At 64.9% G+C, this 11,590-nt stretch carries 14 protein-coding genes; 7 read left to right on the top strand and 7 right to left on the bottom strand.

All coding sequences use genetic code 11. The annotated features are described in order from the left end of the window. Nucleotides 1–182: 182 nt before the first annotated feature. Nucleotides 183–1,298 (bottom strand): alanine dehydrogenase, encoded by a 1,116-nt coding sequence (gene ald / locus JQ592_RS01245; protein ID WP_211401109.1) that lies wholly within the window; start codon nt 1,296–1,298, stop codon nt 183–185. A 143-nt stretch (nt 1,299–1,441) separates the two neighbouring features. Between ald and JQ592_RS01250 the strand changes: the two genes are divergently transcribed. From JQ592_RS01250 to JQ592_RS01260, 3 genes are all read left to right on the top strand, one after another. Beyond that, a complete protein-coding gene (locus JQ592_RS01250; RefSeq protein ID WP_211401110.1) occupies nt 1,442–1,921 on the top strand; it encodes an Lrp/AsnC family transcriptional regulator in 480 nt (159 codons plus the stop codon). Between the two features lie 82 nt (nt 1,922–2,003). Beyond that, nucleotides 2,004–4,361: an Orn/Lys/Arg decarboxylase N-terminal domain-containing protein gene (locus JQ592_RS01255; RefSeq protein ID WP_211401111.1), complete on the top strand. Its 2,358-nt coding sequence runs from the start codon at nt 2,004–2,006 to the stop codon at nt 4,359–4,361. Between the two features lie 6 nt (nt 4,362–4,367). After that, nucleotides 4,368–4,943, top strand: coding sequence for a GNAT family N-acetyltransferase (locus tag JQ592_RS01260; RefSeq protein WP_211401112.1), 576 nt, complete (start codon nt 4,368–4,370; stop codon nt 4,941–4,943). A gap of 86 nt (nt 4,944–5,029) precedes the next feature. Here JQ592_RS01260 and JQ592_RS01265 read toward each other — a convergent pair whose 3' ends face one another. Beyond that, nucleotides 5,030–5,242, bottom strand: a complete 213-nt coding sequence (locus tag JQ592_RS01265) for a hypothetical protein (RefSeq protein WP_183241215.1) — start codon at nt 5,240–5,242, stop codon at nt 5,030–5,032. Nucleotides 5,243–5,499: 257 nt separating this feature from the next. On the opposite strand from JQ592_RS01265, the gene JQ592_RS01270 reads away from it, so the two are divergent. Further along, entirely contained in the window at nt 5,500–5,880 is a 381-nt protein-coding gene (locus JQ592_RS01270; protein WP_246820080.1) for a hypothetical protein, read from the top strand. A 23-nt stretch (nt 5,881–5,903) separates the two neighbouring features. Here JQ592_RS01270 and JQ592_RS01275 read toward each other — a convergent pair whose 3' ends face one another. Next, a complete protein-coding gene (locus tag JQ592_RS01275; protein WP_211401113.1) occupies nt 5,904–6,344 on the bottom strand; it encodes a flagellar basal body rod protein FlgC in 441 nt (146 codons plus the stop codon). Nucleotides 6,345–6,450: 106 nt separating this feature from the next. After that, on the bottom strand, nt 6,451–7,500 hold the full coding sequence (locus JQ592_RS01280; protein ID WP_211401114.1) for a hydroxyacid dehydrogenase: 1,050 nt from the start codon (nt 7,498–7,500) through the stop codon (nt 6,451–6,453). A gap of 239 nt (nt 7,501–7,739) precedes the next feature. Between JQ592_RS01280 and JQ592_RS01285 the strand changes: the two genes are divergently transcribed. The 3 genes from JQ592_RS01285 to JQ592_RS01295 all read left to right on the top strand — a co-directional run bounded on the left by JQ592_RS01285 (nt 7,740) and on the right by JQ592_RS01295 (nt 9,336). Continuing rightward, nucleotides 7,740–8,291 carry a thiamine pyrophosphate-binding protein gene (locus tag JQ592_RS01285; protein ID WP_211401115.1) on the top strand — a complete coding sequence of 184 codons (552 nt, stop codon included), beginning with the start codon at nt 7,740–7,742 and terminating at the stop codon, nt 8,289–8,291. Between the two features lie 8 nt (nt 8,292–8,299). Then, nucleotides 8,300–8,896: a thiamine pyrophosphate-dependent enzyme gene (locus JQ592_RS01290; RefSeq protein ID WP_211401116.1), complete on the top strand. Its 597-nt coding sequence runs from the start codon at nt 8,300–8,302 to the stop codon at nt 8,894–8,896. Between the two features lie 77 nt (nt 8,897–8,973). Next, nucleotides 8,974–9,336 (top strand): VanZ family protein, encoded by a 363-nt coding sequence (locus JQ592_RS01295; RefSeq protein ID WP_211401117.1) that lies wholly within the window; start codon nt 8,974–8,976, stop codon nt 9,334–9,336. 57 nt (nt 9,337–9,393) lie between these two features. Here JQ592_RS01295 and JQ592_RS01300 read toward each other — a convergent pair whose 3' ends face one another. From JQ592_RS01300 to hyi, 3 genes are all read right to left on the bottom strand, one after another. Further along, on the bottom strand, nt 9,394–9,777 hold the full coding sequence (locus tag JQ592_RS01300; RefSeq protein WP_211401118.1) for a DUF1236 domain-containing protein: 384 nt from the start codon (nt 9,775–9,777) through the stop codon (nt 9,394–9,396). Nucleotides 9,778–9,894: 117 nt separating this feature from the next. Beyond that, nucleotides 9,895–10,782, bottom strand: a complete 888-nt coding sequence (locus tag JQ592_RS01305) for a 2-hydroxy-3-oxopropionate reductase (RefSeq protein WP_211401119.1) — start codon at nt 10,780–10,782, stop codon at nt 9,895–9,897. A gap of 12 nt (nt 10,783–10,794) precedes the next feature. Next, nucleotides 10,795–11,580, bottom strand: coding sequence for a hydroxypyruvate isomerase (gene hyi, locus JQ592_RS01310; protein WP_211401120.1), 786 nt, complete (start codon nt 11,578–11,580; stop codon nt 10,795–10,797). Nucleotides 11,581–11,590: the final 10 nt, after the last annotated feature.

Here is an 11,590-nt window from a genome sequence, read left to right on the forward strand (position 1 = left end):
TCGGTTAATCGCGCCACGCTGACGGTGCACCCTCTCCCCTTGCGGGTCCTTGCGGGAGAGGGTGGCTTCGCAAAGCGAAGCCGGGTGAGGGGTTCTATCCTCACGAACGGTTTTGCGCGCGGAGAGAACCCCTCATCCGGCGCTTCGCGCCACCTTCTCCCGCAAGGGGAGAAGGAAGAAAGCTACGCCGCCAGCCCGCTCTCCACCGGCGCAAACTCCAGCCCCAGGCTCTCCGCCACCGCCTTGTTGGTGATGCGGCCGCGATGGACGTTCAGGCCGTTGCGCAGATGCGGGTTCTCCAGCACCGCGGCAAAGCCCTTGTTCGCGAGCATCAGGCCGAACGGCAGTGTCGCGTTGTTCAGCGCCTGGCTCGAGGTCACCGGTACCGCGCCCGGCATGTTGGCGACGCAATAATGCACGACGCCGTCGACCTCGTAGGTCGGCTCCGCATGCGTAGTCGGGTGCGAGGTCTCGAAGCAGCCGCCCTGGTCGATCGCGACGTCGACCAGCACGGCGCCCGGTCGCATCGATTTCAGCATCGCGCGCGTGACGAGTTTCGGCGCACTTGCGCCCGGCACCAGCACCGCGCCGATCACGACGTCGGCGGCGAACACCTCCTCCTCGACCGACTCGATGGTGGAAAGGCGCGTCCGCACGCGTCCGATAAAGAGATCGTCGAGCTGCCGCAGCCGGGGTATGGAGCGATCGATCACCGTGACTTCGGCGCCGAGGCCCGCGGCCATGCGCGCCGCCTGTGTTCCCACCACGCCGCCGCCGAGAATGACGACACGCGCCGGCTGCACGCCGGGGACGCCGCCAAGCAGCAGACCGCGGCCGCCGGCCGACCGCTTGAGCGCGGCGCCGGCTGCCTCGATGGCAAGGCGGCCGGCGACTTCGCTCATCGGCGCGAGCAGGGGGAGGTTTCCGGCCGCGTCGGTGACGGTTTCATAGGCGATCGCCGTACAGCCGGAAGCAAGCAGGCCCTTGGCCTGTTCGGGATCCGGCGCAAGATGAAGGTAAGTAAACAGGATCTGGCTTTCGCGGAGCTGAGCCCATTCGCTTCGCTGCGGCTCCTTCACCTTCACGATCATGTCGGACTTGGCGAAGATGTCGCGGGCGCTCTCGGCGATCGCAGCCCCTGCCCGCCGATAGACCTCGTCGGAGGCGCCGATGCCGTTGCCGGCGCCGGTCTCGACCGTCACCTGATGCCCGGCGGCGACATATTCACGGACCGCGCCCGGCGTGAGCCCGACGCGATATTCCTGCACCTTGATCTCCCTGGGAACACCGACGTGCATCTTCCGCTCCTTCGCCAACAAATTGATTCCGCTGTTGATCGTAGCGAGAGGGCCGGTTTGGTTTCGTGCAAATATCCGCTAGTCTGGCGAGCTGCGCGCCGGTTTCCGGCGCAGAAACATCCTTTCACGCTGGAAACAAAACTTTGGCCCTGGACCGGAAAGACCTCGCCATCCTCGCGGAACTCACGACCAACGCGCGGGCCAGCCACACCGAACTCGCCAACAAGGTCGGGCTGTCGAGCACGGCGCTGGCGCGACGGCAGAAGGCGCTGGAGGACGACGGCTACATCCAGGCCTACCAGGCCGCGCTCGATCTGACGCAGTTCGGCCTCACCACGACGGTGCTGGTCCGTATCGCACTGGAGAGCCAGAGCGACGAGGCGCTGAAAGCATTCGAGGCGGAAGTGGGGAAGTGCCCCTCTGTCGTGCGCTGCTTCCTGATGTCGGGCACCGACGACTACATCCTGATCGTGCTCGCGCGCGACATCCAGGATTTCGAACGCATTCACCGCACCGAGCTGTCGCGCCTGCCACGCGTCGCCCGGGTGCAATCGAGCTTCGCACTGCGCGAGATCGTCAACCGCACGGTGCCGACGGTGGTGTTCGGCGAGGTGAAGCGCTAGCGGACGCCATCCCGCTGCACTGTCATCCAACTGTCATCGAATGTGCCGAGAGCTGTATCCCCTGGCACATTCGGGATGAACCATGGACTATTTCAAGCGCTTCAACTTCCTGTTCGCAGCACCCATGTTCGACGCCGACGACCTCGAGGGCGTCCGCTTCAACCAGATCATCGAGGAGATCCAGCGCTCCGGCTTCGAGGTGGTCCGGGCCCGCAAGCTGGAGGACGCCGAGATGGCGGTGCAGACCGACGCCGCGATCGGCTGCATGGTGGTGGACTGGGGCAAGAAGGGGCTGGAGGGCAAGACCTCGGCGCTGATCAATTTGATGCGCCGCCGCGGCCTCGACTTCCCGATCATCCTGCTGATCCGGCGCAAGCGCTTCGAGGACCTGCCGGTCGAGGTGCTCGATTTCATCGACGGCTATGTCTTCCTGTCCGAGGAGACTCCCCCCTTCATCGCCAAGAACCTGATCAGCCGGCTCAAGCAATATGCCGAGACGCTGAAGACGCCGTTCTTCGGCGCGCTGGTCGACTATGCCGAGGAAGGCAACCAGCTCTGGACCTGTCCGGGCCACAATGGCGGCGTGTTCTACAACCGCAGCCCGATCGGGCGCGTGTTCGTCGAGCATCTCGGCGAATCCGTGTTCCGCGACGATCTCGACAATTCCGTGCTCGACCTCGGCGACCTCCTCACTCATGAGGGGCCGGCGCTGAAGGCGCAGAAGGAAGCCGCCGCAATCTTCGGCGCGGAAAAGACCTATTTCGTGCTCAACGGCACCTCGACCTCCAACAAGGTCGCGCTCGGCGCCCTCGTCACCGACGGCGATCTCGTGCTGTTCGACCGCAACAACCACAAGGCCGCCCATCACGGCGCGCTGATGATCAATGGCGGCATCCCGGTCTACGTGCCGACAGTCCGCAACGCCTGGGGCCTGATCGGCCCGATGCGCTGGGACATGCTCGACGAGAAGACCCTGCGCGAGGCGATCCGCAACCATCCGCTCGTGAAGGATCGCGACGCCTGGCGCAAGGAGCGGCCGTTCCGCGTCGCCGTGGTCGAGCAGTGCACCTATGACGGCTCGATCCACAGCGCCGAGATGATCATCAAGCGCATCGGCCATCTCTGCGACTACATCCTGTTCGACGAGGCCTGGGCCGGCTTCATGAAATTCCACCCGCTCTATGCCGGCCGCTTCGCCATGGGTCTTGCCAATCTTTCTCCGGAAGCGCCGGGCATCATCGCGACGCAGTCGACCCACAAGCAGCTCGCGAGCTTTTCGCAGGCTTCGCAAATTCACATCAAGGACCGTCACATCCGCGGCCAGAAGCGGCGCGTCGAGCACCGCCGCTTCAACGAAAGCTTCATGCAGCATGCCTCGACCTCGCCCTTCTACCCGCTGTTCGCCTCGCTCGACGTCGGCGCGCAGATGATGAAGGGCCGCTCCGGCGAAGTGCTGTGGGACGACACGATCCGCCTCGGCATCGAGCTGCGCAAGAAGGTCCGTGCGATGCGCCGGGAGTTCGAGGAGAAGGAGCAAAATCCGGATCGCCGCTGGTTCTTCGAACCCTTCGTTCCCGATCGAGTCGCCATTCCCGATGTCAGCCGCCCCGGTGCTGCGCATAACGTCGCCTGGGAGACCCTCTCCACCGACGAACTCGCCACCAATCCCGCGCTGTGGCAGCTCTCTCCTGATACCAACTGGCACGGCTTTCCCGATCTCGCGGAAGGCTTTGCCATGACCGATCCGAACAAGCTGACGCTGCTCACGCCCGGATTCGATCGCGCCACCGGCGCCTATGCCGAGCATGGCATCCCCGCACCGGTCGTCGCGCAATATCTGCGCGAGAACCGCATCGTGCCCGAGAAGAACGATCTCAACTCCCTGCTCTTCCTGCTCACCCCCGGCGTCGAGGCGAGCAAGGCCGGCACGCTGATCTCCGGTCTCGTCGCGTTCAAGAGGCTGCATGACGACAATGCGCTGCTGGCCGACGCGATCCCGGAATTTCATCAGCGGCGGCAAACGCGCTATGCCGGCGTGCGCCTGCGCGACCTCTGCGGCGACATGCACCGCTTCTTCCGCGCCGCCGATGTCAGCGCGCTCCAGGCCCGGCAGTTCATGCCCGAGCACATGCCCGAGATCGCGATGTCGCCGCGCGATGCCGCGCGCTATCTGTTCAAGAACGACGTCGACTACCTCCCGATCGAGGCGATCGCGGGCCGCATCGCCACCACGCCCTTCGTGGTCTATCCGCCCGGCATCGCCACCGTCGTGCCCGGCGAGCGGCTGACGGAACGGGCCAAGCCCATGATCGATTATCTCAAGATGTTCGAGAGCTGCTTCAACACCTTCCCGGGCTTCGACGTCGAGATCCAGGGCGTCTACAAGGAGATCGATGCCCAGGGGCGCATCGGGCTCTATACTTACGTCGTTGCCGAGTAGGTGCCGATGAACGAAACAGCTGCGCGCGCCAGTGACGAACCCGTCCTGATCCGGCCGTCACGCGAGAGCGATGTCCAAGCCATGCTGGCGATCTACCGCCATCACGTCCGCAATGGCGTGCCGCGCGATGTCGAGGGAACCGGTGCGCCGGAGCCGGACGATTTGCGCGACCGCCGCAAGAATTTGAAGCAGACCCGCCTGCCGCATCTGGTTGCGACCTATCGCGGCGAGGTCGTCGGCTATGCCTATGCCGTGCTGTTCCGTAAGCGTCCGGCCTATCGCTACACCGCCAAGCATTCGATCTACGTCCACCACGCGCATCTCGGCCGCGGGGTCGGGCGGCTTCTGCTGCAGGAATTGATCGATGCCTGCGCGGCGGCCGGCTTTCGCCAGATGATCGGCTATATCGACGCCGACAACGGGCCCTCGCTGGCATTGCACGAGAAGTTCGGCTTCGCGCGCGCCGGCCTGCTCGGCGGCGTCGCCTATCGCCACGGCCGCTGGTCCGACACCGTCATGGTGCAACGGTCGCTCGGCGCGGGAACGACGGCGCCCCCGCCCGTCACGGCGCCCGGCCGGTAGGGCATGATCCGGAAAAGTGTGCAGCGATTTCCTTCGCGACAAACGCGGAATACGTTTGCGCGGAGATCATGCTCAAACAAGAGGCCTCACGACGGAAAATCGGCCGGTCTCACATGGATGCGGTCGGCATGCAGTGACCAGTGATGCAACGCCTGGTCCTTGCAGAACCTCGCCTTCGCCTGTTCCCTGGCCTCGTCCTCGTCGGCGGCGTCGATCTCGAGCGTGCCCTGGCAGACTTCGCACTGCCGGCCGTACTCGCCGAGCACGTCCTTCATGAACTTGACCACAAAAGTTGACATGGGACCTCCTGCGCCCCCCGGCAGCACTCTAATCCCATTTAGGCCGGACGGGGGAAGGAGATTTTGACGCGGATCAAGGCTGTCGAGTCCCGGCGGAAGATTCGTTGCGGAACCCACCGCGCAGATTTAAGGCCAAGTGCCGGCCGCCCATGAGGATTTTGCCTTGCACTTTGTCTCCGATACCGAAGTCACGAAAGTTCTGACCTTTCCGATCCTCATCGCGGCCCTGGAAGAGGCATGGGCGGCCGCTGGCGGCGATGGACATCACCACCTGCACCCGCGCGCATCAACCGCTGATCAAGGGCAAGAACCTGCGGCCGGGCACGCATCTGGACCTCGTCGGCGGCTACACGCCGCAGACGCGCGAGGCTGACGACGACGCGGCGAAGATGTCCCGTGTCTTCGTGGACCGGCGGGAATCCGCGTTCCACGGCGTCGGCGACATCCTGCAACCGATCGCAAGCGGTGCGATCAGCAAGACAGATGTTCTCGGCGATCTCTACGACCTTGCCGGCGGCCGCGTGCATGGGCGAACCTCACCGTCCGATCTCACGTTCTTCAAGAACGCGGGCGGCGGCCATCTCGATCTCATGACTTGCGAGGCCGTGTTTCGGCAGCTCGGCGCGAAGCTGGGGTAGGCGCGTTACCCCTGCGTCAGCCGTTACGTCTTGATGTCGAGGAGTGTGTCGGTCGTTTCCGCGTAGGCCTGAATGACCTTCGCATTGGCAATGAAGCTGTACTTTGCGGTTTCCAGCTCAACGAATTCGCCGACGAGATCGACATTCGGCGCGGCGACCAGACCATCCTGGTTGGCGAAGGGAGCGCCTGGGTCGGATTGTGCAGTGAAGCTCGGGGACACCATCGATACGGTCGCAACCGTTCCGCCAGGCGTGGAGCCGCTCGATTGGGCGACCTGATCGACCCGCAACGGCACATAGGCCGCGGGAAACGTCGGGGCAATGCCCGAGCTGCCCGCACCGGCCGACGCGCCCGACCCGGGTAGCGGACCGGTCGTGTTCGCATTGGCGATGTTGCTCGCGGCCACGCTCACGCGCAAGCTCGCCGCAGAAAGTCCGGATGTCGCAATCGAAAATATGCTCATGCCCCTGATCTACAGGACAGATCATACGCGTTCATTCACGCCATCGATAAGATGCCCCGCTTTGCATTTTCATCGTGGTAACCAATGATTGGAGCGCAATAGCGCCCTACCCCGGCGTCACGCCAAAGGCCTGCTTGAAGCGCTCGGCATAGTGCGGCCAGACCTCGGGATTGATGATGCGCGGCGGACGCTTGCCGTCGAGCGTCTCGAGCACCTGCTCGGCGGCGATGCGGCCCATGTTCTGGCGCGCCTCGATCGTGACGCCGGCGGTGTGCGGGCTCGCCAGCACGTTGTCGAGCTGGAGCAGCGGATGCTCCGGCGGCGGCGGCTCCTTGGACCAGACGTCGAGGCCGGCGCCGGCGATGCGCTTGTCGCGCAGCGCCTGCAGCAGCGCGTCCTCGTCGTGGATGAAGCCGCGCGCCGTGGTGACGAAGTAGGCATGCGGCTGCATCAACGCGAATTCGCGCGTGCTGATCATGTTGCGGCTGCCCTTGTTCAGCGGGCAGGAGATCGAGACGAAATCGGCGCGGCGCAGCAGCTCGTCGAGCTCGACCTTCTCGCCGCCCCGCTCGGCCATCACTTCGGCGGTGAGATACGGATCATAGGCCAGCACCTTCATGCCGAGCAGGCCCTTGCACAGCGCGGCGATGCGGCGGCCGACATTGCCGAGGCCGATGATGCCGACGGTCTTGTGCTCGACCTCGTTGCCGACGAGCTCGTTGCGGTTGACGTCGCGCTCCCGGCGCAGGCGGCGATCGGACTGGATGATGCGCTTGGACAGCGTCAGCATCATCGCCAGCGCGTGCTCGGCGACGGAATGGGCGTTGCCGCCGGACTGGTTGACGACCACGACGCCGGCGGCCGTGCAGGCCTCGACGTCGACCGGATCGAAGCCGGCACCGTTGCTGGAGACCAGCAGTAAATTCGGCGTGCGCTTCAGGAGGGCGGCATCGACATGAAAATGCGGAGCGAGCTCATCGCGGGCGGCGCCGATTTGATAGACATGGGCCGCGCCCAGGAGCGGCGCATAGACATCTTCAGGGCTCCCGTTCTCGATGCGATCCAGCCGGACGTCGGGCCGCGCCTTCAGGATGTCGATATAGATCGGATTGGCCAAATAATTGGAGTAGACGACGCGCTTGCTGTTGACGGACATCAGGACCCTTCCGGCTCTCTCGTGGGAGATCCGCAAGGTCAGCGCGATGCGCGCCCGTCCGTGCCCCTCCCGTTTTCTGGTTGCCCGCTTATGCCATGGCGGCGCCGGCCACGGCAGGCCGTCTGGCGCAGATCACGGTGCCGGCCCGGGCATGTTGACAATCCCGCTGCCTGCGTCAAGTTCGGCAGACCGCCGCGACGGCCAGAACAAGAAGCATGCGCGGCTCAAGGGAGAACGCAATGGCGATTGCGGAACAACAGACGCAGGGGACGAGCGACAGAAGCTGGCATGGCATTGTCCTGCAAACGCTGAAGCGGAACGAGGTCAGCCTGATCCCCTACGTGCCCGACCGCGTGCTGACGCCGCTGATCAAGAATTTGCATGCCGATCCCTTCTTCACCACCTTCGCCACCGCGCGCGAGGAAGAGGCCGTCGGCATCGTCTCCGGCGCCTGGATGGGCGGACGGCGCGGCGCGGTGCTAATGCAGACCTCCGGCTTTGCCACGCTCGCCAACGTGCTGGCCTCGCTCGCAGTGCCCTACCAGATCCCGCTGATCATGTTCGTCTCCGAGCGCGGCACGCTCGGCGAGTTCAACTACGGCCAGTCGCTGGTCTGCCGCACCATGCGCCCGGTGCTGGATTCGCTGGCGCTGGAGCACCACACCATCACCCGGCTCGACGAGCTTGAATTCATTGCCGACCGCTCGATCAAGCAGGCCGTCACGACGCAGGCGCCGGTGGCCCTGATCCTCAACCCGCTGCTCACGGGCGGCAAGGTCTTCGACAAGTGAGCGCCGCCATGAACACTGGCAACACCAAGGTGATGAACCGGTTCGATGTGACCTCGCGGCTGATTGCAAAGCTCCAGCACGAGGAAGCCGTGATCGGCGGCATCGGCAACACCAATTTCGACCTCTGGGCCGCCGGCCACCGCCCGCAGAATTTCTACATGCTCGGCAGCATGGGCCTCGCCTTCCCGATCGCGCTCGGGGTGGCGCTGGCGCAGCCCGACCGCCGCGTGTTCGCGCTCGAAGGCGACGGCTCGCTTCTCATGCAGCTCGGCGCGCTCTCGACGATCGCGGCGTTGAAGCCGAAGAACCTGATCATGATCGTGATGGACAACGGCATCTATCAGATCACCGGCGCGCAGCCGACGCCGGCGGCAGGGGTCGCCGACATCGTCGGCATCGCAACCGCTTCGGGGCTCGCCAACAGCACCTGGGCCGCGGACGAGGAGGATTTCGAGCGGCTGGTCGACGAGGCCATGTCGGCCTCCGAGCCGAGCCTGATCGCGGTCCGCATCGACGACAAGCCGGGCGTCGGCACGACCCGGCGCGATCCCGTGCAGATCCGGGAGCGCTTCATGCACGGCCTCGGCGTGCGCGAGCCACTTTAACGTTTCGTCATTAACTACACGGCGATCTGATCCTCGCGCCGCAACAGGCGGTCGCGATTCCGTGCTATCGGCACCGGATGTCCATTTTTGTTCGTTTCTTTGCCTGGCTGCTCGCCGCCGCCGTCAGCTTTGCAACGCTCGGGCCTCCGGGCCTGCGGCCCCATTCCGATCTCGGCCAGGACGGCGAGCATGCGCTGGCCTTCATCCTTGTCGGGCTGGCCTTCGGCCTCGCCTACCGGCAGCGGCGCCTGGCAGTGGCGGCCGTCTCGGTGATCCTGATCGGCCTGCTCGAGTTGATGCAATTCTGGGCGCCGGGACGCCATGCGCGACTGGAGGATTTTCTGGTCGATGCCGGCACCGCCTGCATCGGCTTTGCACTCGCCGCGGTCGCCGATTGGGTCATGACCCGGTTTCGCGCAAATTCGGCCCTCACAAGCTGAGGCCCCGCGGAGCGATGCTCCGCAGGGCCCAACTCTTCAAAGACCGTATTGCGCCGATCAGTCGATGATCTTGACGACGCGGCGCGTGCGCGGCTCGACGATCACGCGGCGATCGTTCACGACGGCATAGCGATACTCGGTGTAGTTCGGCACCGGCCGCAACACCACGGTCGGAGGCAGCGGCTCGCCGACGACGACGCGCTCGTGAACCACGACGGAGCGATCGCGCGGGATTCCGCCGAGCACCGCATTCGGAATTTCGAGGCCTGCGCCGACGGCCGCACCGACGGTGCCGCCGACCATCGCGCCGATCGGGCCGCCGATGTCGCCGCCCGCACGCGCGCCGTCCCTGGCGCCCTGTTCGGTGGTCGACTGGGCAAAGGCCGCACTCGACGCCAGCAGCGACGCGGCAGCCAACGTAATCGCAAGACGGGTTTTCATATCCTTACGCCTCCAGTGATTGTTGTGCATCGTCAACCCGCAGGGCCGGAGCATTGTTCCGGTTCCCCTGCGACGAAAGATGCATCACACGTCTGGAGACTGTTACCGCGTAACAGTTCAGGCCGCGGCGATCTCGTGGCCTGCCATCAGTTCCAGCGCCCGCACCATGGCCGAATGATCCCAGGCCTTGCCACCATGCGCAGTGCAGGACGAGAACAATTGCTGCGCCACCGCCGTGCTCGGCAGCGAGAGGCCCAGTGCGCGCGCGCCTTCGAGCGCGAGGTTGAGATCCTTCTGGTGCAGCTCGATGCGGAATCCCGGATCGAAATTGCGCTTCACCATGCGCTCGCCGTGCACCTCGAGAATTCGCGACGAGGCGAACCCGCCCATCAGCGCCTTGCGCACCAGCGCGGGATTCGCACCGGCTTTCGATGCAAACAGCAGCGCTTCGCTCACGGCCTCGATCGTCAGCGCGACGATGATCTGGTTGGCGACCTTCGTGGTCTGGCCGTCGCCGTTGGCGCCGACATGCGTGACGTTCTTGCCCATCTTGTCGAAGACCGGCTTCATGGTGCCAAAGGCCCGCTCGGGCCCGCCGACCATGATGGTGAGGCTCGCAGCTTTCGCCCCGACCTCCCCGCCCGAGACAGGCGCGTCGAGATAATCGGCGCCGAGCGCCTCGATCCTCTTCGCAAACTCCTTCGTCGCCAGCGGCGAGATCGAGCTCATGTCGACGACGATCTTGCCCTTGGAGATGCCGCTCGCAACGCCGTCCTTGCCGAACAGCACTGCCTCCACATGCGGCGTATCCGGCACCATGATGATGACGGCGTCCGCCTTCTCTGCCACCTCCTTGGCCGATTTGCAGGCGATGCCGCCCGCAGAGATCAGCTCAGCCGCGACCGGCGCGACGTCATGCAGGAATACGCGATGGCCCGCGGCCAGGAGGTGGCCGGCCATCGGCCGTCCCATGGTGCCAAGTCCGATGAAGCCGATGTCGATCATATCAGGATGTCCTCACGTCTCGAAGGTCTGTGCCGCGTGCCAGGACAGGCCTTCCAGCGTCGTGGTGCGCGGCTTGTATTCGCAGCCGATCCAGCCGCGATAACCGATCGCGTCGAGGTGGCGGAACAGGAAGGGATAGTTGATCTCGCCGGTGCCGGGCTCATGGCGGCCGGGATTGTCGGCGAGCTGGATGTGGGCGATCTGGGGCAGATATTCCTGCATCGTGCGGGCGAGATCGCCTTCCATGATCTGCATGTGATAGATGTCGTATTGGATGAAGAGGTTGTTCGAGCGCACCTCGGAGATCAACTGCACCGCCTGCTCGGTGCCGTTGAGATAGAAGCCGGGAATGTCGAGCGTGTTGATAGGCTCGACCAGCAGCTTGATGTTCTCCCGCGCCAGCGTCGAGGCGGCGAAGCGCAGGTTTCCGACCAACGTCTCCTGAAGCTCGCGCGGGTCGGCGCCATCAGGCGCGATGCCGACGAGGCAGTTGAGCTGCTCGCAATCGAGCGCCTTGGCATAGTCGATGGCACGGAAGATGCCGTCGCGGAATTCGGCGGTGCGGTCGGGCAGGATCGCGATGCCGCGCTCGCCCGCCGCCCAATTGCCTGCGGGGAGATTGTGCAGCACCTGCGTCAGGCCGTGGGCCTCGAGCTGCTCGCGCAGCTGCGCCTTGTCGAAATCATAGGGGAAGAGATATTCGACCCCGGCAAAACCCGCCGCCTTCGCCGCAGCGAAGCGGTCGAGGAACGGCATCTCGTTGAAGAGCATGGTGAGGTTGGCGGCAAACTTCGGCATGATGCTCTCC

This window comes from Bradyrhizobium iriomotense (assembly GCF_018129405.1).
Lineage (GTDB): Bacteria > Pseudomonadota > Alphaproteobacteria > Rhizobiales > Xanthobacteraceae > Bradyrhizobium > Bradyrhizobium iriomotense_B.